The organism is Variovorax sp. RKNM96 (assembly GCF_017161115.1).
Lineage (GTDB): Bacteria > Pseudomonadota > Gammaproteobacteria > Burkholderiales > Burkholderiaceae_C > Variovorax.
In genome coordinates this window covers 6,354,066-6,380,607 of sequence record NZ_CP046508.1, presented here as the reverse complement: position 1 = coordinate 6,380,607, position 26,542 = coordinate 6,354,066, and the positions used below count along the sequence as shown (strand labels likewise).

The following is a 26,542-nucleotide window of genomic DNA, read 5'->3' as shown; positions in this document are numbered from 1 at the left end:
CAGGAGACGACGCAATGGCCGCCACATTAGATTCACGGGGAGTGCCGCACCCGGCCCCCCGGCCCATGTCCTCGGAGGAGAAGAAAGTCATCTTCGCCTCCTCGCTCGGCACCGTGTTCGAGTGGTACGACTTCTATCTCTACGGTTCGCTCGCCGCGATCATTGCCAAGCAGTTCTTCAGCGGCCTGGATGCGGGCGCCGCCTTCATCTTCGCGCTGCTGGCGTTTGCGGCCGGTTTCCTGGTGCGTCCGTTCGGCGCCATCGTGTTCGGCCGGCTGGGCGACATGATCGGCCGCAAGTACACCTTCCTGGTGACGATCCTGATCATGGGCCTGTCGACGTTCATCGTCGGCCTGCTGCCCAGCTACGCGACCATCGGCGTCGCGGCGCCGGTGATCCTGATCGCGCTGCGCATGCTGCAGGGCCTGGCGCTCGGCGGCGAGTACGGCGGTGCCGCCACCTATGTGGCCGAGCACTCGCCGCACGGCAAGCGCGGTGCGTACACCTCGTGGATCCAGACCACGGCCACGCTCGGCCTGTTCCTGAGCCTGATCGTGATCCTGGGCGTTCGCGAAGGCCTGGGCGAAGCGGTGTTCAACGACTGGGGCTGGCGTGTTCCGTTCCTGGTGTCGATCCTGCTGCTGGGCATCTCGGTGTGGATCCGCCTGACGCTGTCGGAGTCGCCCGCCTTCCAGAAGATGAAGGCCGAGGGCAAGACCTCGAAGGCGCCGCTGGCCGAATCCTTCGGCGAGTGGAAGAACCTCAAGATCGTGATCCTGGCGCTGGTCGGCCTCACGGCGGGCCAGGCGGTGGTCTGGTATTCGGGCCAGTTCTACGCGCTCTTCTTCCTGACGGCACAGCTGAAGGTCGATGCGACCACGGCCAACCTGATGATTGCCGCGGCGCTGCTGCTGGGCACGCCCTTCTTCGTGATCTTCGGCACCCTGTCGGACAAGATCGGCCGCAAGCCGATCATCATGGCCGGCTGCCTCTTGGCCGTGGTCACCTACTTCCCGGTCTTCAAGATGCTGACCGAAGCCGCCAACCCCGACCTGGCCCGTGCGCAGGCCACGGCCGGCGTCACGGTGACGGCCGACCCGGCGACCTGCTCGTTCCAGGGCAACCCGGTGGCCCGCGAGATCGACTTCAAGAGCTCGTGCGACATCGCCAAGCGCTACCTGGTGCAGAACTCGGTGAGCTATGAGAACGTGGCCGGCGCGCCGGGTTCGAAGGCCGTCGTCAAGATCGGCGACAAGACGGTCGAGGCCCCTGTCGGCAATGTCGTCAACCTCAAGTTCGACGAGACCTCCGCCAAGGAAATCGCCGCCTTCAAGAAAGGCGTGGCCGAAGACCTGAAGATCGCGGGCTATCCGACCAAGGCCGACCCCGCGAAGATGAACAAGGTCATGACGGTGCTGCTGCTGTTCTGGCTGGTGCTGCTGGTGACGATGGTCTACGGCCCGATCGCCGCGATGCTGGTGGAGATGTTCCCCACGCGCATCCGCTACACCTCGATGAGCCTGCCGTACCACATCGGCAACGGCTGGTTCGGCGGCCTGCTGCCGACCACGGCCTTCGCCATCGTGGCGTCGACCGGCAACATGTACAACGGCCTCTGGTACCCGATCATCATCGCCGGCATCACGCTGGTGATAGGCACGCTGTTCATCCGCGAAACCAAGGACGTGGACATCTACGCCAACGACTGAGTTTCAGCCGCACAGGAGGGCCCGGGCCCTCCGTTCAACAAAGAGGCTTCATGCCAGGCGGCATGAGGCCTTTTTCTTGAGCACACCCATTCATCCATCCCTTGCCCATTCAGGAGACAACACCCATGTGGAAAATCGTCGTCGGCTTCGTCATCTTTGCCGCCATTGCCCTGTACGTGATCTCCAAGGCCGGCGACAAGGTCGACATGTCGGGCGAAAAGCACGGTGGCGACACCACCACGCACGAGCCTGCGCCTGCCGCCGCACCCAAGTAAGAAACAGGGCAGCGCAGCGGCGGAGGCGATCACCGCTTGAAGCGGCCCTCGCTGATGATCGACAGATCGACGTAGTCGATGCCCGAGTGGTCCGTCGGCGAGTAGTTCACGTCGAGGCCGCCACCCACGTCGTACTGGAAGCTGTTGAGCGTGGCGAGCAGCCGGGCGCGCGTGGGCTTGGGGCCCGTGCGGCGCAGCGCTTCCACCAGCACCTTGGTGGCGACGAAGCCTTCGAGCAGTGCGGGCGACAGCTCGTTCTGCCCCTTGGCCTTCGCGAGCGCCATGGCTTCCTTGATGAGCGGATGGCCGAAGGAGCGCTCGTACGGCAGCACCTGGGTGACGATCACGCCACCGCTCGATGCGCCCAATTCCTTGATGAAGCCCGACGCGGCATTGTTCGACAGCGTGATCACCTGCGCCGCCGAGCCCGCCGCGCGCAGCGCCTTCACGCCTTCGGTGACGGCCGTGCCCGAAGCGATCCAGAGCACCGCCTGCACGTTCGCTTGCGTCAATGGAGGGACGATGGCGCTGTAGTCGGGCTTGCGGCGATCGGCCGGCACCAGCACCGCGGGCTTCATCTTCGCGCTCTCGAAGCCCTTGTTCGCGCCCACCATGGCGTCGGTGGCGAAGGCGGAATCCTGCTCCTGCACGATGCCGATGCGCTGGATGCCGATGGTGTTCAGGTGCTGCACGGCCTTCTCGGCCTCGCGCTGGTAGGTCGAGCGCACATTGAAGATGTACTTCTGCACCGGCGCATGCAGCACCATCGCGCCGGAGGAGGGGCCGACCAGCGGCACGCCGTACTTCTCGAGCAGGGGAATCACGGCCGTCGCGTTGGGCGTTCCGCGGTTGAGCAGCAAGGCAATGACCTTCTTGTCCTCGATCAGCGTGCGCGAGTTCTCCACGGTCCGTTTGGGATCGAAACCGTCGTCCATGCGGATCACCTCGATCCGCTCGCCGTTGATGCCGCCTTGCGCATTGACCTGGTCGATCACCAGTTGCGAGCCCAGGATCGCCTCCTTGACGCTGGCGGAGACAAGACCGGAGAGGTCGGCCGACTGGCCGATCACGATCTGGGCCGACGCGCCTTGGGTGATCGCCGCCAGCAGGAGTGCGGCGGCGCAGGACTTGAACATCTTCTTCATCGAGCGAGGTCTTTCCACGATTTGTTTGTCATTGTCAAAAGATGTGTAGTGTGTTTCTATAAGTGACATTTTTATGCGTGTGGAAACCCTGCGGACCGTTGTTTTCAACGTCCCAAGAGAAACGGCCCGCCGGGTGCGCCGGCGGGCCGTGTTTGTGGGGGAGAGACCGGAGGCCGCGGTCAGCGCTTGAAGCGGCCCTCGCTCACGATCGACAGGTCGACGTAGTCGATGCCCGTGTGGTCCGTCGCCGAGTAGTTCACGTCGATGCCGCCGCCCACGTCGTACTGGAAGCTGTTGAGCGTGGCGATGAGCTTCGCGCGCGTGGGCTTGGGGCCCGTGCGGCGCAGCGCCTCCACCAGCACTTTGGTGGCGACGAAGCCCTCGAGCAGTGCCGGCGACAACTCGTTCTGCCCCTTGGCCTTCGCGAGCGCCAGCGCCTCCTTGATCATCGGGTGGCCGAACGAGCGCTCATAGGGCAGCACCTGCGTGATGATCACGCCCGCGCTCGCCGAGCCCAGTTCCTTGATGAAGCCCGACGCGGCGTTGTTCGACAGCGTGATGATCTGCGCCGCCGAGCCCGCAGCCCGCAGCGCCTTCACGCCTTCCGTCACCGCGGTGCCCGAGCCGATCCACAGCACGGCCTGCGCATTGGCCTTGGTGATCTGCGGCACGATGGTCGCGTAGTCGGGCTTGTTGCGGTCGGCGAGCGCCACCACCGCCGGCTTCAGGTTCGCCTTCTCGAAGCCCTTGTTGGCGCCTTCCATTGCGTCCTTGCCGAAGGAGTCCTCGGCCTGGACCACGGCGATGCGCTGGATGCCGGTGGTCTGCAGATGCTGGACCGCCTTTTCCGCTTCGCGCTGGTAGGTCGAGCGCACGTTGAAGATGTTCTTCTGCAGCGGCTTGTGCAACACCATCGCACCGGTCGAAGGCCCGACCAGCGCCACGCCGTATTTGTCGAGCAGCGGGATCACCGCGATCGTGTTGGGCGTGCCGCGGTTCAGCAGCAGCGCGAGGACCTTCTTGTCCTCGATCAGGATGCGGGTGTTTTCCAGCGAGCGCTTGGCGTCCAGGCCGTCGTCGAGGCGGATCACCTCGATCTGCTCGCCGTTGATGCCGCCCTGGGCGTTGACCTGGTCGATCACCAGCTGCGAACCGAGGATGGTTTCCTTCACGCTGGCCGCCACCGGGCCCGAGAGGTCGGCCGACTGGCCGATCAGGATCTGGGCCGACGCCCCGGGAACCACCGCTGCCATGAGGAGCGCAGCGGCGCAGGAGGCGAACATCGTCTTCATCGAACAAAGCCTTTCCACGAGGCATCCGCCCCCTGTCAGAAGATGTGTAATGTGTTGCTTTAGGTGACATTTTCTTGCTCGTGGAAACCCTGTCAAACCATTGTTTGCAGAAGCCCAAAAGCAACGGCCCGCCGGGGTGCCGGCGGGCCGTTGCAAAGGGGAAAGAGGGCGGAAGGTTCAGCGCTTGAATCGCCCGTCGCTGATGATCGCCAGGTCCGCGAAGTCGATGCCGCTGTGGTCCTGTGGCGTGTAGCTCACCTCGAGCCCACCGCCCAGGTCGTAGCTGCGGATGCCCTCCAGCGCGGCCAGCACCTTGGCGCGCGTGGGCCTGGGGCCCGCGCGGCGCAGCGCCTCGACCAGCACCTTCGCCGAGGCAAAGCCTTCGAGCGCGGCGGGCGAGAGCTCCGCCTGCCCCTTGGCCTTGGCCAGCGTGAGCGCCTCCTTCACCATCGGCTGGCCCAGCGAGCGCTCGTTCGGGAACACCTGCGTCACGATCACGCCGCGGCTCGCATCGCCCAGCTGCTTGATGAAGCCCGACGAGGCGTTGTTCGACAGCGTGACCACCTGCGCCGCCGAGCCTGATGCGCGCAGCGCCTTGATGCCGTCGACCACCGCCACGCCGGAGCCGATCCACAGCACCGCCTGCGCGTTGGCGTCCTTGATGGCCGGCACGATCGCCGTGTAGTCAGGCTTGTCGCGGTCGGCCGGGATGGTCACCGTCGGCGTGGCCTTGCCCTTGGTGAAGCCGGTCATCGCGCCTTCGAGCGCGTCCTTGCCGAACGAGTCGGTCACGTACACCACGGCGATGCGCGTGAGGCCGATGGTCAGGAGGTGCTGCACCGCCTTCTCGGCCTCGCGCTGGTAGGTAGCGCGCACGTTGAACACATGCTTTTGCAGCGGCTTGTGCAGCACCATGGCGCCGGTGGAAGGGCCGATCAGCGCCACCTCGTTCTTGTCGAGCCACGGGATGATGGCCTGCGAGTGCGGCGTGCCCCGGCTCATGAAGAGCGCCACCACCTTCTTGTCCTCGATCAGCACGCGGGCGTTGTCGCCGGCGCGCTTCACGTCGAAGGCGTCGTCCATGCGGATCACCTCGATCTTCTCGCCGTGGATGCCGCCCTGGGCATTCGCCGCGTCGATCACCAACTGCGCGCCGCCGATGGTCTCGTTCACGCTCGCGGCCACCGAGCCGGTCATGCCGGCGGTCTGGCCGATGAGGATCTGGGCCGAGGCGCCCATCGCCGTCAACGCCAGCAGGGCGGCGACGCAAAGCGTGCGGGTCTTGGTCATGAAAACCTTTGTGGGTGTCTCTGAGGGTGTTGCAAACAAACGTGCTATTTGTGTACAAAAGTGTCTTGAGCCGTATCCGGACAAACCCCTGCGCGAGCGCAGACCATGTGACGCGGTGCACGAATGCGTCATGGACCACTCCCTAGAATGTTTGCCCCACCCCCCAAGGCACTCATGACACAGGGCTCCATCCGGATTCGCGGCGCGCGCCAGCACAACCTCCAGAACCTCGACCTCGACATCCGCACAGGCGAGATGACCGTGGTCACCGGGCCGAGCGGCTCGGGCAAATCGAGCCTCGTGTTCGACACCCTCTACGCCGAAGGCCAGCGGCGTTATGTGGAAACCTTCTCCGCCTACGCGCGCCAGTTCCTGGACCGCATGGACAAGCCGGCGGTCGACAAGGTGGAGGGCGTGCCGCCCGCCATCGCCATCGACCAGACCAACCCGGTGCGCTCCTCGCGCTCCACGGTCGGCACGATGACCGAGCTGAACGACCACCTGAAGCTGCTCTACGCCCGCGCGGCGCAGCTCTTCGACCGCGAGACCGCGCTGCCGGTGCGCCACGATTCGCCCGACAGCATCTATGCGCAGATCGCCGAGCGTGCGGCTGCGGCAGGCGATCCGCGGCTGGTCGTCACCTTCCCGGTCGAGCTGCCCGCGGGCACGTCGGCGGAAGAAGTGACGCAGTGGCTCTCGGCCAGCGGCTTCACGCGCGTGCAGTCCGAGCGCGAGGTGGCCACTCCCACCGGGCCGCGCAAGGTGCTCGACGTGGTGGCCGACCGCTTCCGCATCTCCAGCGCCGAGCGTTCGCGCGTGGTGGAGGCGATCGAAGTGGCGCTCAAGCGCGGCAGCGGGCGCGTCACCGTGCATGCCACGGGCGCAGAGGAAAACGCTCCGACGGACGTCTGGAAGTTCTCCACCGGCCTGCACTGCCCCGAGAGCGACATCCGCTACACCGACCCGATCCCGTCGATGTTCTCGTTCAACTCCGCCGTCGGCGCCTGCGACACCTGCCGCGGCTTCGGCCGCGTGATCGGCGTCGACCTCGGGCTCGTGATCCCGAACGACAAGCTCACGCTGCGCGCGGGCGCGATCAAGACCATCCAGACCCCCGCGTGGAAAGAGGCGCAGGACGACCTCATGCGCCACGCCGAGGCCGCGGGCGTTCCGCGCGACACGCCCTGGAACAAGCTCACCGACGAGCAGAAGCACTGGGTGATCGAGGGCACGCCCAACTACAAGGAGGGCAACTGGAACAAGCAGTGGTATGGCGTGCGCCGCTTCTTCGCCTACCTGGAAAGCAAGGCCTACAAGATGCACATCCGCGTGCTCTTGTCCAAGTACCGCAGCTATACGCAGTGCCCCGTCTGCAGCGGTGCGCGCCTGAAGCTCGACAGCCTGCTGTGGCGCATCGGCAGCAAGGAAGACGCCGACGCGGTGCTCGACCCTTCGAAGCGCTTCATGCCGACCGGCGTGAAGTGGACGCGTGCGCAACTCGAGGCGCTGCCCGGCCTCTGCCTGCACGACCTGATGCTGTTGCCCATCGAGCGGCTGCGCCGCTTCTTCGACCGCGTCGAGCACCACGGCAACGGGAGCCCCGCGAGCGAAGGCGAGGCGCAGGCGCTGAAGCTGCTGTTCGAGGAAATCACCACCCGCCTGCGCTACCTGCACGACGTGGGCATCGGCTACCTCACGCTCGACCGCCAGAGCCGCACGCTCTCGGGCGGCGAGGTGCAGCGCATCAACCTCACGACCGCGCTCGGCACCTCGCTGGTCAACACGCTCTTCGTGCTCGACGAGCCCAGCATCGGCCTGCACCCGCGCGACATGAACCGCATCACCGAGGCCATGCTGCGCCTGCGCGATGCGGGCAACACGCTGGTGGTGGTCGAGCACGACCCGGCCGTCATGCTCGCGGCCGACCGCGTGATCGACATGGGCCCCGGCCCCGGCATCCGCGGCGGGCAGATCGTGTTCGACGGCACCACCGACCAGCTGCGCGACGCCGACACGCTCACCGGCCAGTACCTGGGCGGCCGCAAGAAGATCGGCATGGGCTTCAAGCGGCTCGTGAGCGAGAACACGCACCGGCTCATCCTCGAAGGCGCGCGCGAGCACAACCTGCAGAACGTGACGGTCGAGTTCCCGCTCGCGCGGCTGGTGTGCGTCACCGGCGTCAGCGGCTCGGGCAAGTCGACGCTGATCCAGGACGTGCTGGCACCCGCGCTCATGCGCCACTTCGGCAAGGCGACGGAAACGCCGGGCGCGCATGACCGCCTGCTCGGCGCCGATCACCTGGGCGACGTGGTCTTCGTCGACCAGTCGCCCATCGGCAAGACCGCGCGCTCCAACCCCGCGAGCTACGTGGGCGCGTGGGACGCGATCCGCGAGATCTTCGCCACCGCGGCGCTCTCGCGCCAGCGCGGCTACACCGCGAGCAAGTTCAGCTTCAACTCCGGCGACGGGCGCTGCCCGACCTGCGGCGGCTCGGGCTTCGAGCACGTCGAGATGCAGTTCCTGTCGGACGTGTACCTGCGCTGCCCCGATTGCGACGGCAAGCGCTACCGCCCCGAAATCCTCGAAGTGCGCGTGGAACGCAAGGGCAAGAACTACAACGTGGCCGACGTGCTCGACCTCACCGTGGCCGAGGCGGCCGCCGTGTTCGAGGCCGACCGCGACGTGCTGCGCGTGCTGCAGCCGATTTCCGACGTGGGCCTGGACTACGTCAAGCTCGGCCAGCCGGTGCCCACGCTGTCGGGTGGCGAAGCACAGCGCCTGAAGCTCGCGGGCTTTCTCGCCGAAGCCGCCAAGAGCGCGACCGCGAGCAAGCAGTCGGTGGCACGCAAGGGCACGCTGTTCCTGTTCGACGAGCCGACCACGGGCCTGCACTTCGACGACATCGCGCGCCTGATGCGTGCGCTGCGCAAGCTCCTCGACGCCGGCCATTCGCTGATTGTGATCGAGCACAACCTCGATGTGATCCGCGCGAGCGACTGGCTCATCGACCTCGGCCCCGAAGGCGGCGAGGGCGGTGGCAAGGTGGTGGCCGAAGGCACGCCCGAGCAGCTGCGCGAGAACCGCGCCTCGCTCACCGGCGCCGCGCTGGCCGACTACGAACTGGCCATCGGCCCCGAGGCCTACAAGGTGGCCGAGCGCGCGGCGCGGCGCTACATCGCGAACGCGAAGACGGCACCCGGCAGCAACGCGATCGAGATCGTGAATGCGCGCGAGCACAACCTGAAGAACCTCAGCGTGGACATTCCGCGCGGCAAGTTCAGCGTGGTAACGGGCGTCAGCGGTTCGGGCAAGTCGACGCTGGCCTTCGACATCCTGTTCAACGAAGGGCAGCGGCGCTACCTCGAATCGCTCAACGCGTATGCGCGCAGCATCGTGCAGCCGGCAGGGCGCCCCGAGGTCGATGCCGTCTACGGCATTCCGCCGACCGTGGCCATCGAGCAGCGCCTCTCGCGCGGCGGCCGCAAGAGCACGGTGGGCACGACCACCGAGGTGTGGCACTTCCTGCGCCTGCTGTATGTGAAGCTGGGCATCCAGCACTGCATCCACGACGGTGCGGCCGTGCAGCCGCAGACGCCCGACAGCATTGCCGCGCAGCTGATGCGCAACTTCAAGGGCCAGCACATCGGGCTGCTCGCGCCGCTGGTGAGCAACCGCAAGGGCGTGTACACCGAGCTGGCGGACTGGGCGCGGCCGCGCGGCTTCACGCACCTGCGCGTCGATGGCGATTTCCTGCCGACGACGGGCTTCCCGCGCATCGACCGCTTCAAGGAACACAGCATCGAACTGCCCGTGGCCAGCCTCGACGTGCTGCCCTCGAAGGAAACCGAGCTGCGCGAAGCGCTCACCAAGGCGCTGGAGCACGGCAAGGGCGTGGTCCATGTGCTGAGTCATCTCGATGGCCTCAAGGCCGCGATGATGGCGGGCGTGTCCGCCGCCGGCATCGGCCGCGTCAACGTGTTCTCCACGCTGCGCGCCTGCCCGGTTTGCAGCACCAGTTATGCCGAGCTCGACCCGCGCCTCTTCAGCTACAACAGCAAGCACGGCTGGTGCCCCGATTGCGTGGGCACGGGTGTCAAGCTCAGCAAGGACCAGCGCAAGGTCTTCGACGATTCGATCCGCGACGACGACAACAAGGGCCGCGAACAGACCTTCGCCGAACCCGAGGTGGAAGACCTGGCCGATACCGCGTGCCCGACCTGCGAAGGCACGCGCCTGAATGCCACGGCGCGCGCCGTGGGCTTCGGCACCGCGGCCGACGGCTCGGGCGGCATCGGCATCACCGAGCTTGCGCGCATGAGCGTGACCGAGGTGCGCCAGTGGTTCGAAGGGCTGGTGCTCACCGGCCGCGAAGCCGAGATCGCACGCGACCTGGTGCCCGAGATCAAGAGCCGCCTCGAATTCCTCGAGGAAGTGGGCCTGGGGTATCTGACGCTCGACCGCGGCGCGCCCACGCTCTCCGGCGGCGAAGCGCAGCGCATCCGACTGGCCGCACAGCTCGGCAGCAACCTGCAGGGCGTGTGCTACGTGCTCGACGAGCCGACCATCGGCCTGCATGCGCGCGACAACCAGATCCTGCTGAACGCGCTGCACAAGCTCGGCGAGAAGGGCAACACGCTGGTGGTGGTGGAGCACGACGAAGACACCATCCGCCGCGCCGACCACATCATCGACATCGGCCCGAGCGCCGGCAAGCGCGGCGGGCGCCTCGTGGCCGAAGGCTCGGTGGCGGACATCGAGGCGGCGGGCGATTCGCAGACCGGCCGGTACCTGCGCGATGCCATCAAGCATCCGCTGCAGGCGCGGCGCTTGGTTCCTTCGCCCAACCCGAAGGCGCAAGACAACGGCGAATGGCTCACCGTGCACGGCGCCGACCTGCACAACCTGCAGGACGTGACCGCCACGCTGCCGCTGCACCGCCTGGTGGTGGTCACCGGCGTCAGCGGCTCGGGCAAGTCCACGCTCGCGCGCGACGTGCTGCTGGCCAGCGTGCAGGGCATCGTGATCCAGCGCATGACCAAGGCCGGCCGCGACGCCGATGCCGCGGGCAAGCGCGCGGCATGGTCGGGCTGCAGCAAGGTCGAAGGCTACGAAACCATCGACCGCGTGCTCGAGGTCGACCAGACCCCCATCGGCAAGACGCCGCGCAGCTGCCCGGCCACCTACATCGGCTTCTGGGACACCATCCGCAAGCTCTTCGCCGACACGCTCGAGGCGAAGGCGCGCGGCTACGGCCCGGCGCGCTTCAGCTTCAACACCGGCGAAGGCCGCTGCCCGGGCTGCGAAGGCGCGGGCGTGCGCACCATCGAGATGAGCTTCCTGCCCGATGTGAAGGTGCCCTGCGAGGTGTGCCACGGCGCGCGCTTCAACCCCGAGACGCTGGCCGTGAGCTGGCGCGGCAAGAGCATCGGCGACGTGCTGAAGATGGAAGTGGACGAAGCGGTCGAGTTCTTCGCCGCCATGCCCAACATCAGCCATCCGCTGCAGTTGCTCAAAGACGTGGGGCTGGGTTACCTCACGCTGGGGCAGCCCTCGCCCACGCTCTCGGGCGGCGAGGCGCAGCGCATCAAGCTGGTGACCGAGCTGAGCAAGGTGCGCGACGACATCACCCGCCGCGGCCAGAAGGCGCCGCACACGCTGTACGTGCTCGACGAGCCGACCGTGGGCCTGCACATGGCCGACGTCGAGAAGCTGATCCACGTGCTGCACCGGCTGGTGAACGGTGGACACAGTGTGGTAGTGATCGAGCACGACCTCGACCTGATCGCCGAGGCGGACTGGATCATCGACCTTGGCCCCGAAGGCGGAAATGCCGGCGGACGCATCGTTGCAGCGGCGCCGCCTGAAGAGGTAGTGCGTTTGGCTACCCACACCGGCGTCGCATTGGCACCGGTACTGGCGCGGTGATGCAGGCAGGCGCAGAATGGCTTGAACCCTTGGCGCAGGCGCATCCTGAATCAGCCATGGTGGAGTAAACATGTGAGGGGATGAAGCGCCGTGCCGGGCTACGCAAGGAGCCATGTCATGACCCGCTTCATCGATGTTCACAGCCTGGTTCGCCTGGTGGATGAAACCGGCGTTCCGCAATTCCTCGAGGCGCTGGCCGACGCGCTGCGCGACGACTTCATGCGCTGGCGCGAGTTCGACAAGAAGGCGCGCGTCGCGAGCCATTCGCACCTCGGCGTGATCGAACTGATGCCGGTGGCCGACGATGGCGCGTACGCCTTCAAGTACGTCAACGGGCATCCGCACAACACATCGGTCGGGCTGCCGACCGTCATGGCCTTCGGCGTGCTGGCGGAGGTCGACACCGGGTATCCGGTTCTGCTGTCCGAGCTCACCCTCACCACCGCGCTGCGCACGGCCGCCACCTCGGCCATGGCGGCGCAGGCCCTTGCGCGGCCCGATTCGCGCAGCCTCGCATTGATCGGCAACGGCTCGCAGAGCGAGTTCCAGGCGCTGGCTTTCCACGCGCTGCTGGGCATCGAGGAAGTGCGCGTGTTCGACACCGACCCGCACGCCACCGACAAGCTGGTGCGGCATCTCTCGGCCTGCACGCCGCTGGAGATCGTGCGCGCCCGCTCCGTCGCCGAGGCGGTGCGCGGCGCGGACATCGTCACCACCGTCACCGCCTACCAGGGCCGCGCGACCGTGCTCACGCCCGAGATGATCGAGCCGGGCATGCACATCAATGCGGTCGGCGGCGATTCACCCGGCAAGACCGAGCTGCACCCCGATGTGCTGCGCCGCGCGCGCGTGTTCGTCGAGTACGAGGCGCAGACCCGCGTCGAGGGCGAGATCCAGCAACTGGCGGCCGATTTCCCGGTGCATGAACTGTGGAAGGTGCTGCTCGGCGAAGTGCCCGGGCGTGAGAGCGCCGAGCAGGTCACGGTGTTCGATTCGGTCGGCTTCGCGCTGGAGGACTACACCGCGCTGCGCTACATCCACCAGCTCGCCATCGAGCGCGGCATCGGCCAGAAGATCGCGCTGGTGCCGGAGCTCGACGACCCGAAGGACCTGTTCGGGCTCACCGCGTCCGGCAGGCGCCGGGCGGTGCTGCGGCGTGCGGCATGATCGGCGGCATCCGCAACGCCGATCCTGTTTTTCTTCATGCTCACCATCTACAACGACCAGCACGCACTGCACCAGGGCAAAGTCGAAATGTTCCGTGGCGAGCTGGTGCCTTGCTTCGAGGTGCCCGCCCGCGTCGACCATGTGAAGCATGAGCTGGAGCGCCGCGGCCTGGGTCCGCTGCAGGCGCCCGATGCGCTCGACGATTCGCTGCTCGCGAAGGTGCATGCGCCGCGCTATCTGGACTTCATCGCCGGCGCGTGGGACGAGTGGGTGGCGCTCGATCCGGCGAATGTATCGCGCGATGCGCTCCCGTCGTACTGGCCCACGCGCGGCATGCGCACCGATGTGTTGCCGCAGAGCTTTCCGGCGCGCATGGGCCTCTTCTCGTTCGATGCAGGCACGCCGCTCACGGCCGGCAGCTGGGCCGCAGCACGACAGGGCGCGGCCTGCGCATGGACCGCGACGCAGCGCGTCCTCGCCGGTGAGCGCTCGGCCTTCGCGCTGACGCGGCCTCCGGGTCACCATGCGGGCGTCGATTTCTTCGGCGGCTACTGCTTCGTCAACAACGCCGCCGTGGCCGCGCAGGCGCTGCGCGATGCGGGCGTGGAGCGCGTCGCGGTGCTCGATGTGGACTACCACCACGGCAACGGCACGCAGGCCATCTTCTACGAGCGCAGCGACGTGCACTTCGCCAGCCTGCATGGCGATCCGTTCACCGACTACCCGTACTACCTCGGCCACGCCGACGAGCGCGGCGCGGGCAAAGGCGAGGGCTTCAACCACAACCTGCCGCTGCCGCGCGGCACCGACTTCACCGCATGGCGCGCGGCGCTCAAGACCGCACTCGAGGGCATCGCGAAGGTGAAGGCCGGCGCGCTCGTGGTCTCGCTCGGCGTCGACACCTTCGAGGGCGACCCGATCTCCGGCTTCAAGCTCAAGAGCGACGACTACCTGCGCATGGGAGAAGACCTCGCGCGCATGGGGTTACCCACGGTGTTCGTGTTCGAAGGTGGTTATGCGGTGGCCGAAGTGGGCGTCAACACAGTGAACGTGCTGCAAGGTTTTTCGCAGGCGTAGCTGACGCGCAGGCGACTCGGAACGCCGCAATGGCCCTGGTTTCGGCAGTAAATCAGGGGAGCCCCGATTGCCTTCGCCGAACCGGCAAGGCCCAATCGGCGCTTCTTCAAGTCAGGATCCAGTCAGCCATGCTGCGCCGCTCTTCTTTTCTCCGTGCCGCCACGCTTGCCGCGTGTGGCCTCGTCTCCCCGCTGGCGGCTTTCGCGCAAGCATTTCCCGCCAAGCCGATCAAGCTGGTCATCGCGTTCCCCGCGGGCGGCCCGACCGACATCACGATGCGCCAGCTCGCCGACAACGCGAGCAAGATCCTCGGCCAGCCCGTGATCATCGACAACAAGCCCGGCGCCGGCGGCACGCTGCCCGCACAGGCGTTGCAGACCGCGCAGCCCGACGGCTACACCGTCGCGCAGATTCCGCTCGGCGTGTTTCGCCTCGGCTACACCACCAAGATCAACTGGGACCCGCTCAAGGACATCACCTACGTCCTGAACGTCACCGGCTACGCCTTCGGCATCGTGGTGCCGGCCAACAGCCCGTTCAAGACCTGGGCCGACTTCGTCGCTTACGCCAAGGCCAACCCCGGCAAGCTCACCTACGGCTCCACCGGCACGTTGACCAGCCCGCACCTGACGACCGAGATCGTCGCGCAGAAGGCCGGCATCGAGCTGCAGCACGTGCCCTACAAGGGCAGCGCCGACCTGATGCTCGCGGTGGTCAGCGGGCAGCTGATGGCCGCGGCCGACAGCACCGGCTTCGCGCCGCAAGTGGAGGCCGGCAAGCTGCGCGTGCTGAACACCTGGGGCGAGAAGCGCCTGGCCAAGTTCCCCGACGCGCCCACGCTGAAGGAACTGGGCTACGACGTGGTGCAGAACTCGCCCTTCGGCATCGGCGCGCCCAAGGGCACGTCGCCCGAGGTGGTGAAGAAGCTGCACGACGCGTTCAAGCAGGCGATGGAAGAGCCGAGCTATGTGGCGTCGCTCGGGCGCTACGACATGCTGCCGAACTACATGAGCTCGGCGACGTACACCAAGTTCGCGCAGGACACGGTGGTGAAGGAGAAGGTGGTTATCGAGAAGCTGGGGTTGGCGAAGGAACAGCCGAAGACGAACTGATCGCGAACAGCTCGTCCACCAGCCGCTCCGCCAACTCCGGCTTCACCGGCTCGGCGCCAAACACCAGACGGAACACGATCGGCGCGATCAGGTGATCGATCACCTGTTGCGCCTCGGGCGCGTGCTCGCCGCGAGCATGGGCTTGCTCGACCAGCGTCAGCGCTTCCCTGCGGCGATTGCGCAGGCAATCGGTGTCCGCATCGCCGGTGGCCAGCGCGGCCGCGGCTTTCAACAGAGACTTGCTGCAGGGCTGCGCCAGGTGCGTGATGAGCTCCTGCGCCCAAGCGGTCAGGTCTTCGCGCAGCGTGCCGGTGTTCGGCAGCGGCCGGTCCGGGTCCAGCCGGCGCGTGGCCGTCTCGGCCAGAAGACCTGACAGATCCCCCCATCGGCGGTAGATGCTGGAGGCGCTGACGCCCGCGCGTTCGGCCACGGCCGGCACGGTGACGCGCTCGCTCCCCTGTTCGGCCACCAATTGTTCGAGGGCGGTGCGCACCAGCGCCTGCACCTGGGCGCTGCGGCCGCCGGGACGCTTGCTGGGAAGGACAACATCGTTCATGCGAGGACTTTAACGCAAAGTTATTTGCTTTAGTGAATCTACAGGTCTAGAATCGCAAAAGCTAAAAAAGTTGCGTTAAGGATCAGATATGCCTTCCTCCTGCCCTGAACTCGCCGTTGCCACCGCGGACGTCGCTGCCCGTTCCAAGCCCTGGCGCCTGCCGGCGGCGGTCGGTTTCCCGCTGCTGGCCGCGGTGCTCTTCGCCTTTTTCTTCGCGGCCGCCGCACCCACGCCGTTGTTCGTGGTGTTCCAGCACGCCTGGGGCTTCTCGGCGTCGATGCTCACGGTGGCGTTTGCGATCTACGCGATCGCGCTGCTGATCTCGCTGCTGGTGGCCGGCTCGCTGTCCGACCACATCGGCCGCCGCCCAGTGGTGCTGGCGGCGCTGGTGCTGCAGGCGGTGGCGATGGGGCTCTTCGTGCTGGCGCAGGACATCGGCGGGCTGATCGTCGCGCGCATCGTGCAGGGCGTGGCCACGGGCATCGCCAGCGGCGCGTTGAGCGCGGCGGTGGTCGAGGCGGCGCCGGCATCGCGCAAGCGCTTGGGCGCGATGATCACGAGCGTGTCGCCGCTCGCGGGGCTCGCCGTGGGCGCGCTGCTCACTGGCATGGCGGTGAAGTTCACTGCCCAGCCCGTGATGCTGGTGTTCGGCGTGCTGGCCGTGGTGTTCGCGGTGGGCGCTGCCGTGGTGCTGTGGATGCCCGAGACGGTCACGCCGCGCCCCGGTGCGCTGGCCTCGCTGGTGCCGCGCGTGTCGATTCCCGTGCGGGCCCGTGCCGACTTCGTGCGCGGCCTGCCGGTGTTCATCGCGGTGTGGGCGCTGGGCGGCCTGTACCTGTCGCTCGCGCCGTCGTTGATGCTGCATGTGTTCCACATCGACAACGGCGTGGTCAACGGCCTCACGGTGGCGGTGCTCTCGGGCTTCGGCGCGCTCGCACCCACGCTGCTCGGCCGCTTCCCCGCACCGCGGACCGTTGTCTTCGGTGCGGCCAGCATCGCGGTCGGCCTGGTGCTGCTGCTGGCGTCGCTGGCGACGAAGTCGCTCGCGCTGTTCTTCGTCGGCACCGCGATCGCGGGCCTGGGTTTCGGCGGGGCGTTCTCGGCGCTGGTGCAGACGCTGGCGCCGCTCGCCGATTCGCACGAGCGCGGCGAACTGTTCGCGGCCATCTTCGTGGTCTGCTACCTCGCGTTCAGCCTGCCGGCGATGCTGGCGGGCTTCCTGGTGAAGCCGCTCGGGCTGCTGAACACGGTGGAAGGCTACGCAGCGGTGCTGCTGCTGATTGCCGCCTTCGGCATCTGGCGGCAATGGGCGGCGCTGCGCGGCAACGCACGCAATCTGCCGGTCAGCGGGTAGCGCTGCGGACCGAGAGCATGGCGCGCGCCGCCTCGGCGAAACCCACGCCGCGCTCGCCTTCGGTCACGTAGCGCGGCAGGTGCTCCAGCTGCGGCACGAAGCGCGCCACGTTCGCCACGCCGATGCTGCTCGCGAAGGTGCGGAACATCAGCTGGTCGTTGGTCGAATCGCCCACGTAGGCCCAGCGGTCGAGCTCGTCGTCGAGCGTGCGACCCCAGAGTTCGCGCACGATCCAGCGCGCGCCCTCGAGCTTGTCGTTGTCGCCGTACCAGCCGTTGATGTGGATGCTGCTCACGGTGGCGTGCATGCCCTCGCTGCGCATCAGCGCGACGACCTGCGCGATGGTCTCTTCGCTCAGCTGCACGAACTCGCTGTGGTCGATGGCGATGTCGGTCTCGCGGCCCGCCGAATCGGTGGCGCGCTGCGCACCCGGAATCTCGCGCTCGATGCGCGCCAGCACCGCCTGCATGCGCGCGAAGTTGGCGGCGCGCGTGGGCGCATCCTGCTGGTAGCGCTTTTCGATCTGTCCGTCGGGCGTGGGCAGCAGCGCCACCGCGCCGTTCTCCGCCACGATCGCATCGACCGGCCAGGTGTGGACGAAGGGCAGGCTCCAGCCCACCGGCCGGCCCGTGATCGCCACGATCGCGAAGCCGGCGGCCTTCAGGTCGCCGAGCGCCTGCAGCGCATCGGCCGTGATCGCACCGTCGGTGGTGAGCGTGTCGTCGATGTCCGTGAACACGCCGACGAGCGCGCTGCGGGCCGATACCGCCCAGCGGTCGAGCGGCAGCAGGTGGGTGGGCGAGGCGGGAAGGGAGGGCGAAGGCGACATGGGCGATGAGTCCTGGAGAGCCCGGGATCGTACCGGCGCTTTCGTGTAGCATCCCGCCCCCGCCGCGTCTTCCCTGCCGGCGCGGCGCCTTCCATGCCCCACATCCTCGTCGACCACCTCCTCAAGACCTACCGGATTTCCGAGCGCGACCCGGGCGTGATGGGCGCGCTGCGCGGCCTGGTGCAGCGCCGGCACCGCACGGTGGAGGCGCTGTCCGGCGTGTCCTTCGAGCTGCAGCGCGGCGAACTGCTCGGCTTCATCGGGCCGAATGGCGCGGGCAAGTCGACCACCATCAAGATCCTCGCAGGCATCCTGCGGCCCGACGGCGGGCGCGTGGAGGTCGACGGCCGCGATCCCTTCGCGGATCGCGAGCGGCATGTGGGGCGCATCGGCGTGGTCTTCGGCCAGCGCACGCAGCTGTGGTGGGACCTGCCCGTGGGCGATGGCTTCGACCTGCTGCGCGACATCTACCGCGTCGACCCGCAGCGCTATCGCCGCACGCGCGACGAGCTGGTCGCGCTGCTGCACCTGGAGCGCGTGCTCGACCAGCCGGTGCGCCAGCTCTCGCTGGGCCAGCGCATGCGCGCCGAAATCGCGGCCGCGCTGCTGCACGAGCCCGACATCCTCTTCCTCGACGAGCCGACCATCGGCCTCGACGCGCCGTCCAAGCTCGCGGTGCGCGACTTCGTGCGCCGCGCCAACCGCGAGCGCGGCACCACGGTGCTGCTCACCACGCACGACATGCACGACATCGAGGCCCTCGCCCAGCGCGTGATCGTCATCGGCCATGGCCGCGTGCTGGCCGACAGCCCGGTCGAGGCACTGCGCGCGCAGGTGATGGCCGAGCGCCGGTTGATCGTCGATTTCGCGCAGGGCGCCGTGCTGCCCATGCAGGTGCCTGGCGCCACGGTGCGCGCACGCGATGGCCAGACGCTGGTGCTCGATTTCGATCCTTCGGTGACCACCGCGCCGGCCTTGATCGCGCGCATCGCATCCGAGCATGCGGTGGAGGACATCCGCCTCGAAGGCATGGCGATCGAGGCGGTGATCGCGCGCTTCTACGCCATGCACGGAGCGGCCGAGGCGTGATGAGGCTGCGAACCCTCGCGCGTCCCTACGTCGCGGCCTTCGCCTCGCGCTTCCTGCAGATGCTGCAGTACCGCACCGCCGCGCTCGCGGGCTTCGCCACGCAGTGCTGGTGGGGCGGCATCAAGGTGATGGTGTTCGCCGCCTTCTATGGCGGCACGGCCATCGCGGGCGCGAGTTCGTCGATGTCGCTCGAACAGGCCATCACCTACACGTGGCTTGCCCAGGGGCTGCTGGTGCTGCTGCCCTGGCTCAGCGACCCTGAAGTGGCGCAGGCCGTGCGCACCGGCGCGGTCGCCTACGACCGGCTGCGACCGGTGGACGCCTACGCCCTGTGGTTCGCGCGCAGCGCCGGATGGATCGCCGCGCGGGTGCTGCCCCGGGTGGCGCTGATGGCGGCGTTCGCGGCGGTTGCATTGCCTTTGGCCGGTCTGGGCGAATGGGCTTGGCAGTTGCCTGCGAGCTGGGCCGCGGGACTCGCATTCCTTCTGTCCACGGTGCTGGCGCTGCTTCTGTCGGCCTCGATGGTGATGCTGCTCAACGTGGCGGCCACCGCTGCGCTCAACGAGCGCGGCATCAGCGCGGTGGCGACGCCCGTGGTCATCGTGCTGTCGGGCAACCTGCTGCCGCTCGCGCTGCTGCCGGACGCCTGGCAGACGGTGCTGCTGGTCCAGCCGCTGGCCGGGCTGATGGACATTCCGGCGCGGCTGTACTTCGGGCAACTGGGCGGGTGGCATGCGGTGGCCGCGCTGGGGCTGCAGTGCTTCTGGATCGCCGCGCTGGTCGCGGCGGGACGCCTGGCGATGGGCCGCACGATGCGCAGCCTTCAGATCCAGGGCGGCTGACCGGAATGGGCTCGCTTGCTCTTTTCTTCCGACTCGTGCGCGCGTCCATCGGCGGCCAGGCGCGCTATCCCGCCTCGGCGCTGATGCTGACCGTCGGCCAGTTCCTCGGGACCGGCATCGAGGTGATCGTCGTCTGGGCGCTGTTCCATCGCTTCGGCGACGTGCAGGGCTGGCGCATCGGCGAAGTGGCGCTGTTCTACGGCTTGGTCAACTGCATGTTCGCGCTGGCCGATGCATTGGGCCGCGGCTTCGACGTGCTCGGCACCGAGTTCCTGCGAACCGGCGCCTTCGACCGCTTGCTGCTGCGCCCGCGCCCCCTGGCGCTGCAGCTGATGGGCAACGACTTCCGCATCAGCCGCGCGGGCCGCCTTCTGCAGGGCCTGGCGGTCGTGGTGTTCGCCACGCAGCAGGCAGGCATCGAATGGACGGCCGCCACTGTGGCGATTGCGCTGTTCGCGCTGGCCGGCGGCATCGCGCTGTTCCTCGGCATCCTGGTGCTGCAGGGCACGCTGTCGTTCTGGACCGTCGAGAGCCTGGAGATCGCCAACGTGCTCACCTACGGCGGCGTGCAGGCGGCGCAGTACCCGTTGGCGCTGTATGCGCGGTGGTTTCGCCGGGTGCTGACCTTCGTGGTGCCGCTGGCCTGCGTGGCCTATTACCCGGCGCTGGCGATCCTGGGCAAGGCCGATCCGCTCGGCGCGCCGGCGTGGGTCGGCATCGTGTCGCCGGCCACGGGCTTCGTGTTCCTGGCGGCTGCCTTCGGCGTGTGGCGGCTGGGGGTGCGCCGCTACGCATCGACAGGCAGCTGAGCTGGCCCGTTCCTCCGCGTCAGCCGATCAGGAAGCGGACGCGAAAACGCAGCGTGCGCTTGCGCGTGGCGCCGCCCAGTTCCTCGAACTCGTCGGAGCCACCGCCCGCCGGCATCGATGCCGCGGCTGCGAATGCCCAGGTGTGGTCGCCGTAGGCACCGGAGTTTTCGGCCTGCGAGCCCAGTTCTTCAATCTGCGCGATGGCGCCCAGCGTGGCGCCGGCTTCCCCGGCAATGGTCTGGGCCTTGGCCCGTGCCTGCCGCACGGCCGCCACACGCGCCGCGGCCTCCGCGCCTTCCGGCGCTTCGAAGCGTGGCTGCTGCATGTCGACGGCCAGCGTGTGGCGCGCATTCTCGAAAAGCGGCTGCAAGGCATCGAGTGCCTGGTACAGGCGGCGCGTTTCGCGGCAGCTGACCAGCACGCGGTGCGAGGCTTCCTGCCCCGCGCTGCGCTTGCGGAACCAGGGCTGCCAGGCATCGCGCCCGCCCTCGCTGATCTCCTCGGATGTCAAACCCGCATCCTTCAGTGCCCGGATGGTGGCGTTGCGCAGACTGGTGGCCTCCGACAGCGCGACCTCGTTCTTCGATGCCTTGACGGTGAGCGTCAAGGTCGCCCGCTGCTCGACCACCGTCTCGACGAGCTGGCTTTCGCCCGACACCTGGATGTAGGTTTCCATCGCGTGTTCATCCCGCGCTCTGCAGCGCCAGCCCCGCGTGCTCCCGCAGCGGATGGAAGTGGATCTTCGGAAAACGCTCCTGCGCCAGCCGCACGTCGTAGGGCGAGGTGCACAAAAAGGCCAGCGTGTCGGCCGCGTCCTTGGCCATGCGCACCGGGTAGGCGTTGACGAACTCGCGCAGCTCGGCCGGCGTGTCGGCCGTGATCCAGCGCGCGCCCGTGTACTGGCAGCCCTCGAGCCGCACGTCGGCGTCGTACTCGGCCTTCAGGCGGTGCTGCACCACTTCGAACTGCAGCTGGCCGACGGCACCCAGCAGCATCGGCCCGCCGACTTCGGGGCGGAACACCTGGATCGCACCTTCTTCGCCGAGCTGGGCCAGGCCCTGCTGCAGCTGCTTGGTACGCAGCGGATTCTTCAGGATCACCGTCATGAAGAGTTCAGGCGCGAAGAAGGGCAGCCCGGTGAACTGCAGGCTCGCGCCGTCGGTGATGGTGTCGCCCAGCTGCACGCCGCCGTGGGTGGTGAAGCCCACGATGTCGCCCGCATAGGCTTCTTCGACGGCTTCGCGGCGCTGGCTCATGAAGGTCACGACGCTGGTGGGGCGCAACTCCTTCGAGGTGCGCTGCACCTTGAGCTTCATACCCGGCGTGTACTTGCCCGAAGCCATGCGCACGAAGGCGATGCGGTCGCGGTGGTTGGCGTCCATGTTGGCCTGTACCTTGAAGACCACGCCCGCGAAGTCCTTGTCCTCGGGCTGGATCTCTTTCACCACCGGCTGGCGGTTGACCATCGTGGTGCTGGTGCGCGATTGCGGCGAGGGCGCTAGGTCGACCAGTGCATCGAGCACTTCCATCACGCCGAAGTTGTTCACGCCGGAGCCGAAGAACACCGGCGTCTGCTTGCCGGCCAGGAAGGCCTCGCGGTCCCAGGTGGGCGAGGCGCCGGTGGCCAGCTCCATGCTGTCCATGGCGGATTCGAAGTCGGCGCCGAAGCGCTTGGTGAGCGTGTCGCGGTCCGACAGAGGGATGGTCTCGAAGTCGTGCGGCAGCCGCTCGCTGCCCGACTCGAACACCGTCATCGTCTGCGTGCGCAGGTTCATGATCCCGCGGAAGCTCTTGCCCTGGCCCACGGGCCAGGTCATCGGCACGCAGGGCATGCCGAGCTCGCGCTCCACTTCGTCGAGGATGTCGAGAGGCTCGCGCACTTCCCGGTCCATCTTGTTGACGAAGGTGATGATGGGCGTGTCACGCTGGCGGCAGACCTCGATCAGCCGGCGCGTCTGCGCTTCCACGCCGTTGGCCGCGTCGATCACCATCAGCGCCGAGTCGACGGCGGTGAGCACGCGGTAGGTGTCTTCCGAGAAGTCCTTGTGGCCGGGCGTGTCGAGCAGGTTGATGACGTGGTCGCGGTACAGCATCTGCATGACTGACGAGGCCACCGAGATGCCGCGCTGCTTTTCGATTTCCATCCAGTCGGACGTGGCATGGCGCGAGGCCTTGCGCGCCTTCACCGAGCCGGCGATCTGGATCGCGCCGGAGAAAAGCAGCAGCTTTTCGGTCAGCGTGGTCTTGCCGGCGTCAGGGTGGGAAATGATCGCGAAGGTGCGACGGCGGCGGGTTTCTGAGACAAAAGACAAGATGGGCAATCTGCGGGGGAATGCCTCGATTTTAGAAGGTGGCCTGCTGCGGGCCGGCGGAAGGGCTGGAACCCGGTCCGGGTCAGGACGATGCGCTGGCTGTTTCGCGCATCCGCGAGAGCGACTGCAGGAGGCTCGTCGCCTGCGGCTTGGCGCGGGCGAGGCCCGAGTCGACGAGCGCGAGGGCCTTCTCCCTGTTGCCCAGTTCGAGCGCGAGACGCGCCATCGTGAGGCAGGTCGCCGGGTGCACCTCGTCGGGAACCAGCCCCTCGACGAGGCGGACGAAGTCGGCGGGGTAGGCCGCGTACGGAGCGAAGAACGCGCGCGCCTGGCTCTCCCAGGCCGCGATCAGGGCCGATACGTTGCGGTCCGCCTCTTCTTCCGATGCGCCATAGAACCAGCCGACGCGCTGTTCCGGCGGCGGCTCGATGCGGTCTCGGAACGCGCACTCCGCCTCGGTCAGCTTTTCGGGCTGCCAGTCGGCCGTGCCGGTCGAGAGGAACGACAGGTGCGCCCCCAGGTTGATGTAGCACCGGGCGCCGCCCGAGCCGCCCTGCACGTTGAAAACGTGCACCAGCGGACCATCGATGCGCCGCAATGTGCTTCCGGAGCCCTTGAATCCTTCTTTCCGCAGCAGCGGATAGAGCCGTTTGGCGATGAGTTTGGAGAAAGACTGAAGGTCCATGCCCCGCTTTATGCCCTAGAACGCATCGGTCATTCCGTACGCCCGCATCTGCGCCTCGAACTGCGCCACGTCATGACTCAGCACCACCAGGTCGTGCGTGATGCCCTGCCGGTCCTTCACGTGCTTGCTCAGCAGCGCCTCGGGGCGAAAGCCCAGCGCCTGAAAGACGGCGATGGCACTGCGCTGGTCGACGGTCATGCGCGCGACAAGCTTCTCGGCCCCGCGCTCGATGGCCAGCGCGCAGGCCTCCCGCGCGAGCCGATGCCCGAGGCCGCTGCCGCGCAGCTCGGGCGCGGCCAGCAGGCGCAGTTCGGCCACGTGGCTGGACCACGAGTGCGGATCGCGGATCACCGCCGCGCAGCCAAGCACCGTGGTGCCGCGCACCGCGAGCACGCTGTCGATGTCGCCGCGCTCGATGGCGCGGACCCAGGCGTTCATCACCTTGGGCTCGGTGATGTCGCGCGGCAGGAAGAGCAGGTCGTGCGCCGGCAGGCCCTGCGCGAAAGCCAGCACGGCGGTCGCGTCGTCCACGCTCATCAGGCGCAGGACGATGTTGCCGTCGCTGCTCGTCACGGTGCGCGGATAGGTCCGCGAAAAAGAGTCGGAGACAGCGGTGATGGTCATGTCGAGCGCACTCCAAGCCAGTCGTCGAGTTTGGGCCACAGCCGGCGCACCGCGTTGGCGCCCGCGGCCAGGCTGACGTGGCCGCCCTTGAGCACCACCTCTTCCTTGTCGGTCGAGCCGATGTTGGCGATCAGCGGCTGGCCGGCTTCATAGGGAACGATGTGGTCGTGCTGCGCGAGCGCGTGCAGCACCGGCACCTTGATGTTCTTGAGCAGCACCTTGCGGCCGCCGAGCACCAGCTCGTTGCGCAGGAGCTTGTTGTCCCACATCAGTTCTTTCACGGTCTGGCGGAAGTACTCGCCGGCCAGCGGCAGCATCTCCGCGCCCCAGCGCTCGAACATGCGGTACGACTTGACGAATTCGTCGTTGGCCATGTTGTCCCACAGCTGCACCACGCCGGCGCTGCGGCCCGCGGGGCGCAGCATGTCGAAGGAGGCGAACAGCATCTCGGGCGGCACGTTGCCCACGGTGTCGATGAGCCGGTCGACGTCGAAATAACGCCGGTCCGACCAGGCATGGAAGAGCTTCATGCGGCTGAAGTCGACAGGCGTGGTGAAGAGCGCGAGGTTCTTGATCGGACCGTCGGGATGCAGCGCCGCATAGAGCGTGGAAAGCACGCCGCCCATGCAGTAGCCCACGAGCGTGACGTCCTCCTCACCCGAGCGCGCCTGCACGCGCCGCAGCGAATCGGGGATGAAGTCGAGCACGTAGTCCTCGATGCGCAGCTGCTTTTCCTGCGGGCGCGGCGCGTTCCAATCCATCATGTAGACGTCGTAGCCCTGGAGCAGCAGGTGCTCGACCATGCTCTGGCCCGGCGCGAGGTCCAGGATGTAGCCGCGGTTCGTGGTCGCCATGACGATCAGGAGCGGCACGCGGTAGATCTCGTCGACCAGCGGGCGGTAGTGGTAGAGGCTCAGCGTGCCGCGGCGGTGGATTTCGTCCCGGCCCGTCTGCCCCATGGCCGGCGCGGCCGAAGTCAGGAAATCGAGGCCCTTGAGGTTGCGCTGGATCGCGCGCTCGATCTCGGCGCCGATGTCGGGCAGGGCGAATGCGTCCGCGGTGGCGCTCATCGTGCGCGCTTTCCGGTGGCGCGCTTCGGGGCGGCCGGAGGCGGAGCGGCTGCCTCGGCCTGCGGGGGCTTCTTCGTGCGGCGCGGTTGGGGCGCCGCATGGATCGGCGCAGACGCGGCCGGGGCGCGCCCGCTTTCCATGGCGCGGCTGATGTTCGCCAGGTGGTCGTCGATGCTCTGCAACTGCTCGCCCAGCGCCTGGATGTCGGCGCGCGTGGGCAGGTTCAGCATCGTGAGGTAGCGCGCCATCAGGTCGCCCAGCGCCTTCTGCCCGGTGAGCGATGCGTTCATGCCGCCGTGCATGCCCTGGCGGAACGGGTCCGAGGCCATGGTCTCGTTGGCGAATTCGTTGGTGCTCTTTTCCCATTGGGCCGTGAGCTCGCGCCACATGGCCATCGGGTCGAGGGGAGAGAACTTGTTCATGGACAGAGGCCCCGTCGTCTATCGGTCGTTCAATGATCGCGAAGCTGCCCGGTGTGCGCGGCGATGGCGTCGATGATCTGCGGCCACATCGGGATCGGCAGCGCATGGCCCATGCGCGGAATGCGCAGCAGCTTCGCGCCCGCAATGGCATCGGCCACGTCGACGCCGCACGCCACCGGCACCAGTGGATCGGCGTCGCCGTGGATCACCAGCGTCGGCACCTGCACGTCGCGCAGCGCAGGCTTGCGGTTGCCGGACGCGAAGATCGCCGCCAGCTGGCGCGCCACGCCGCCCGGGTTGAGCCCGCGCAGGAAGATGAGCTGCGCGCGTTCGGCGTCGCGCGCTTCGTCGAGCGGAAAGTCGGGGCCGCGCAGCACGCGCCAGACCTTCCTGTAGTGCGGCAGGTAGGCGTCGAAGGTCAGCGGCGTCGGCGAGAACAGCACCGCCATCGCCTCGGGTGTGGGCGGCGGCAGCGCCGGGTTGCCGGTGGTCGACATGATGCTGGTGAAGGAGCGCATGCGCTCCGGATGATGGATGGCCATCTCCTGCCCGATGGCGCCGCCCATCGAGGCGCCCACGATGTGTGCACGCTCGATGCCGAGCGCATCGAGCAGCCCGATGCAGTCGGCCGCCATGTCGCGCAAGGTGTAGGGCACCGCGAGCGGCTTGCCCGCCATGGCCTGCAGCATCAGCGCCTGGATGTCGGGGACGCCCAGGTGCGACAGGTGCGTCGAATGGCCGATGTCGCGGTTGTCGAAGCGGATCACGCGGTGCCCGCCGGCTTCGGCGAGACGGGCGCAGAACGCGTCGTCCCAGGCGACCATCTGGGCGCCGAGGCCCATGATCAGGACGAGCGGCGGCGCATCGGGATCGCCGAAGCTGTCCCACGCGATTTCAACGCCGTTGACGAGCCTGCGCCGCTCGACAGGGGCTGGGACGGCGGTCATCGCGCGAGCTT

22 protein-coding genes are annotated in these 26,542 nt (G+C 67.8%); 10 read left to right on the top strand and 12 right to left on the bottom strand.

All coding sequences use genetic code 11. From position 1 onward, the window contains the following. Positions 1-14: 14 nt before the first annotated feature. Together GNX71_RS29745 and GNX71_RS29740 are read left to right on the top strand one after the other, a co-directional pair. A complete protein-coding gene (locus GNX71_RS29745) occupies positions 15-1,709 on the top strand; it encodes an MFS transporter (protein WP_206175746.1) in 1,695 nt (564 codons plus the stop codon). A gap of 125 nt (positions 1,710-1,834) precedes the next feature. Next, a complete protein-coding gene (locus GNX71_RS29740) occupies positions 1,835-1,984 on the top strand; it encodes a hypothetical protein (RefSeq protein WP_164546835.1) in 150 nt (49 codons plus the stop codon). Positions 1,985-2,013: 29 nt separating this feature from the next. On the opposite strand, the gene GNX71_RS29735 is transcribed toward GNX71_RS29740, so the two are convergent. The 3 genes from GNX71_RS29735 to GNX71_RS29725 all read right to left on the bottom strand — a co-directional run bounded on the left by GNX71_RS29735 (position 2,014) and on the right by GNX71_RS29725 (position 5,711). Continuing rightward, positions 2,014-3,129 carry an ABC transporter substrate-binding protein gene (locus GNX71_RS29735; protein ID WP_206175745.1) on the bottom strand — a complete coding sequence of 372 codons (1,116 nt, stop codon included), beginning with the start codon at positions 3,127-3,129 and terminating at the stop codon, positions 2,014-2,016. A 179-nt stretch (positions 3,130-3,308) separates the two neighbouring features. Next, positions 3,309-4,421: an ABC transporter substrate-binding protein gene (locus tag GNX71_RS29730; protein WP_206175744.1), complete on the bottom strand. Its 1,113-nt coding sequence runs from the start codon at positions 4,419-4,421 to the stop codon at positions 3,309-3,311. A 177-nt stretch (positions 4,422-4,598) separates the two neighbouring features. Next, positions 4,599-5,711 (bottom strand): ABC transporter substrate-binding protein, encoded by a 1,113-nt coding sequence (locus GNX71_RS29725; protein ID WP_206175743.1) that lies wholly within the window; start codon positions 5,709-5,711, stop codon positions 4,599-4,601. A 174-nt stretch (positions 5,712-5,885) separates the two neighbouring features. Here GNX71_RS29725 and uvrA point away from each other — a divergent pair, with 174 nt between their 5' ends. The 4 genes from uvrA (at position 5,886) to GNX71_RS29705 (ending at position 14,992) form a co-directional block, all read left to right on the top strand. Continuing rightward, the gene (gene uvrA, locus GNX71_RS29720) at positions 5,886-11,636 is read left to right on the top strand and encodes an excinuclease ABC subunit UvrA (protein WP_206175742.1); all 5,751 of its coding nucleotides are present in this window, start codon (positions 5,886-5,888) and stop codon (positions 11,634-11,636) included. 117 nt (positions 11,637-11,753) lie between these two features. Next, positions 11,754-12,803: an ornithine cyclodeaminase gene (locus GNX71_RS29715; RefSeq protein ID WP_206175741.1), complete on the top strand. Its 1,050-nt coding sequence runs from the start codon at positions 11,754-11,756 to the stop codon at positions 12,801-12,803. A 36-nt stretch (positions 12,804-12,839) separates the two neighbouring features. Then, the gene (locus GNX71_RS29710) at positions 12,840-13,880 is read left to right on the top strand and encodes a histone deacetylase family protein (protein WP_206175740.1); all 1,041 of its coding nucleotides are present in this window, start codon (positions 12,840-12,842) and stop codon (positions 13,878-13,880) included. 128 nt (positions 13,881-14,008) lie between these two features. Continuing rightward, positions 14,009-14,992: a tripartite tricarboxylate transporter substrate binding protein gene (locus GNX71_RS29705; RefSeq protein WP_206175739.1), complete on the top strand. Its 984-nt coding sequence runs from the start codon at positions 14,009-14,011 to the stop codon at positions 14,990-14,992. Here GNX71_RS29705 and GNX71_RS29700 read toward each other — a convergent pair. Then, positions 14,946-15,548: a TetR/AcrR family transcriptional regulator gene (locus GNX71_RS29700; protein WP_206175738.1), complete on the bottom strand. Its 603-nt coding sequence runs from the start codon at positions 15,546-15,548 to the stop codon at positions 14,946-14,948. The genes GNX71_RS29705 and GNX71_RS29700 overlap by 47 nt on opposite strands. An 88-nt stretch (positions 15,549-15,636) precedes the next feature. On the opposite strand from GNX71_RS29700, the gene GNX71_RS29695 reads away from it, so the two are divergent. Next, complete coding sequence (locus GNX71_RS29695; protein ID WP_206175737.1) at positions 15,637-16,902, top strand: MFS transporter; 1,266 nt, start codon at positions 15,637-15,639, stop codon at positions 16,900-16,902. Here the strand turns inward: GNX71_RS29695 and GNX71_RS29690 are convergent. Beyond that, a complete protein-coding gene (locus tag GNX71_RS29690) occupies positions 16,892-17,731 on the bottom strand; it encodes an HAD-IIB family hydrolase (protein ID WP_206175736.1) in 840 nt (279 codons plus the stop codon). The two genes, GNX71_RS29695 and GNX71_RS29690, sit on opposite strands and share 11 nt — an antisense overlap. Before the next feature lie 93 nt (positions 17,732-17,824). On the opposite strand from GNX71_RS29690, the gene GNX71_RS29685 reads away from it, so the two are divergent. Genes GNX71_RS29685 through GNX71_RS29675 form a run of 3 tightly spaced genes read left to right on the top strand, consistent with a single transcriptional unit; the run spans position 17,825 to position 20,471 of the window. Continuing rightward, positions 17,825-18,820 carry an ABC transporter ATP-binding protein gene (locus tag GNX71_RS29685; protein ID WP_206175735.1) on the top strand — a complete coding sequence of 332 codons (996 nt, stop codon included), beginning with the start codon at positions 17,825-17,827 and terminating at the stop codon, positions 18,818-18,820. Then, positions 18,820-19,662, top strand: a complete 843-nt coding sequence (locus GNX71_RS29680) for an ABC-2 family transporter protein (RefSeq protein WP_206175734.1) — start codon at positions 18,820-18,822, stop codon at positions 19,660-19,662. Before GNX71_RS29685 ends, GNX71_RS29680 begins: the two co-directional genes overlap by 1 nt. A 5-nt stretch (positions 19,663-19,667) precedes the next feature. Beyond that, positions 19,668-20,471: an ABC-2 family transporter protein gene (locus GNX71_RS29675; RefSeq protein ID WP_206175733.1), complete on the top strand. Its 804-nt coding sequence runs from the start codon at positions 19,668-19,670 to the stop codon at positions 20,469-20,471. Between the two features lie 19 nt (positions 20,472-20,490). On the opposite strand, the gene GNX71_RS29670 is transcribed toward GNX71_RS29675, so the two are convergent. The 7 genes from GNX71_RS29670 to GNX71_RS29640 all read right to left on the bottom strand — a co-directional run bounded on the left by GNX71_RS29670 (position 20,491) and on the right by GNX71_RS29640 (position 26,531). Beyond that, positions 20,491-21,147, bottom strand: coding sequence for an SIMPL domain-containing protein (locus GNX71_RS29670; RefSeq protein WP_206175732.1), 657 nt, complete (start codon positions 21,145-21,147; stop codon positions 20,491-20,493). A 7-nt stretch (positions 21,148-21,154) separates the two neighbouring features. Next, positions 21,155-22,783, bottom strand: coding sequence for a peptide chain release factor 3 (locus GNX71_RS29665; protein WP_206175731.1), 1,629 nt, complete (start codon positions 22,781-22,783; stop codon positions 21,155-21,157). 82 nt (positions 22,784-22,865) lie between these two features. After that, positions 22,866-23,468, bottom strand: coding sequence for a DUF4304 domain-containing protein (locus GNX71_RS29660; RefSeq protein WP_206175730.1), 603 nt, complete (start codon positions 23,466-23,468; stop codon positions 22,866-22,868). Between the two features lie 15 nt (positions 23,469-23,483). After that, complete coding sequence (locus GNX71_RS29655; protein WP_206175729.1) at positions 23,484-24,092, bottom strand: GNAT family N-acetyltransferase; 609 nt, start codon at positions 24,090-24,092, stop codon at positions 23,484-23,486. Then, positions 24,089-25,162, bottom strand: coding sequence for an alpha/beta fold hydrolase (locus GNX71_RS29650; RefSeq protein WP_206175728.1), 1,074 nt, complete (start codon positions 25,160-25,162; stop codon positions 24,089-24,091). Before GNX71_RS29650 ends, GNX71_RS29655 begins: the two co-directional genes overlap by 4 nt. Next, positions 25,159-25,584: a hypothetical protein gene (locus GNX71_RS29645; RefSeq protein WP_206175727.1), complete on the bottom strand. Its 426-nt coding sequence runs from the start codon at positions 25,582-25,584 to the stop codon at positions 25,159-25,161. Before GNX71_RS29645 ends, GNX71_RS29650 begins: the two co-directional genes overlap by 4 nt. Before the next feature lie 29 nt (positions 25,585-25,613). After that, entirely contained in the window at positions 25,614-26,531 is a 918-nt protein-coding gene (locus GNX71_RS29640) for an alpha/beta hydrolase (protein ID WP_206175726.1), read from the bottom strand. Positions 26,532-26,542: the final 11 nt, after the last annotated feature.

Bases quoted from the DNA above. Each gene is read 5' to 3' on its own strand.
- GNX71_RS29745 (WP_206175746.1), top strand. From the start codon at position 15: ATGGCCGCCACATTAGATTCACGGGGAGTGCCGCACCCGGCCCCCCGG.
- GNX71_RS29740 (WP_164546835.1), top strand. From the start codon at position 1,835: ATGTGGAAAATCGTCGTCGGCTTCGTCATCTTTGCCGCCATTGCCCTG.
- GNX71_RS29735 (WP_206175745.1), bottom strand. From the start codon at position 3,129: ATGAAGAAGATGTTCAAGTCCTGCGCCGCCGCACTCCTGCTGGCGGCG.
- GNX71_RS29730 (WP_206175744.1), bottom strand. From the start codon at position 4,421: ATGAAGACGATGTTCGCCTCCTGCGCCGCTGCGCTCCTCATGGCAGCG.
- GNX71_RS29725 (WP_206175743.1), bottom strand. From the start codon at position 5,711: ATGACCAAGACCCGCACGCTTTGCGTCGCCGCCCTGCTGGCGTTGACG.
- uvrA (WP_206175742.1), top strand. From the start codon at position 5,886: ATGACACAGGGCTCCATCCGGATTCGCGGCGCGCGCCAGCACAACCTC.
- GNX71_RS29715 (WP_206175741.1), top strand. From the start codon at position 11,754: ATGACCCGCTTCATCGATGTTCACAGCCTGGTTCGCCTGGTGGATGAA.
- GNX71_RS29710 (WP_206175740.1), top strand. From the start codon at position 12,840: ATGCTCACCATCTACAACGACCAGCACGCACTGCACCAGGGCAAAGTC.
- GNX71_RS29705 (WP_206175739.1), top strand. From the start codon at position 14,009: ATGCTGCGCCGCTCTTCTTTTCTCCGTGCCGCCACGCTTGCCGCGTGT.
- GNX71_RS29700 (WP_206175738.1), bottom strand. From the start codon at position 15,548: ATGAACGATGTTGTCCTTCCCAGCAAGCGTCCCGGCGGCCGCAGCGCC.
- GNX71_RS29695 (WP_206175737.1), top strand. From the start codon at position 15,637: ATGCCTTCCTCCTGCCCTGAACTCGCCGTTGCCACCGCGGACGTCGCT.
- GNX71_RS29690 (WP_206175736.1), bottom strand. From the start codon at position 17,731: ATGTCGCCTTCGCCCTCCCTTCCCGCCTCGCCCACCCACCTGCTGCCG.
- GNX71_RS29685 (WP_206175735.1), top strand. From the start codon at position 17,825: ATGCCCCACATCCTCGTCGACCACCTCCTCAAGACCTACCGGATTTCC.
- GNX71_RS29680 (WP_206175734.1), top strand. From the start codon at position 18,820: ATGAGGCTGCGAACCCTCGCGCGTCCCTACGTCGCGGCCTTCGCCTCG.
- GNX71_RS29675 (WP_206175733.1), top strand. From the start codon at position 19,668: ATGGGCTCGCTTGCTCTTTTCTTCCGACTCGTGCGCGCGTCCATCGGC.
- GNX71_RS29670 (WP_206175732.1), bottom strand. From the start codon at position 21,147: ATGGAAACCTACATCCAGGTGTCGGGCGAAAGCCAGCTCGTCGAGACG.
- GNX71_RS29660 (WP_206175730.1), bottom strand. From the start codon at position 23,468: ATGGACCTTCAGTCTTTCTCCAAACTCATCGCCAAACGGCTCTATCCG.
- GNX71_RS29655 (WP_206175729.1), bottom strand. From the start codon at position 24,092: ATGACCATCACCGCTGTCTCCGACTCTTTTTCGCGGACCTATCCGCGC.
- GNX71_RS29650 (WP_206175728.1), bottom strand. From the start codon at position 25,162: ATGAGCGCCACCGCGGACGCATTCGCCCTGCCCGACATCGGCGCCGAG.
- GNX71_RS29645 (WP_206175727.1), bottom strand. From the start codon at position 25,584: ATGAACAAGTTCTCTCCCCTCGACCCGATGGCCATGTGGCGCGAGCTC.
- GNX71_RS29640 (WP_206175726.1), bottom strand. From the start codon at position 26,531: ATGACCGCCGTCCCAGCCCCTGTCGAGCGGCGCAGGCTCGTCAACGGC.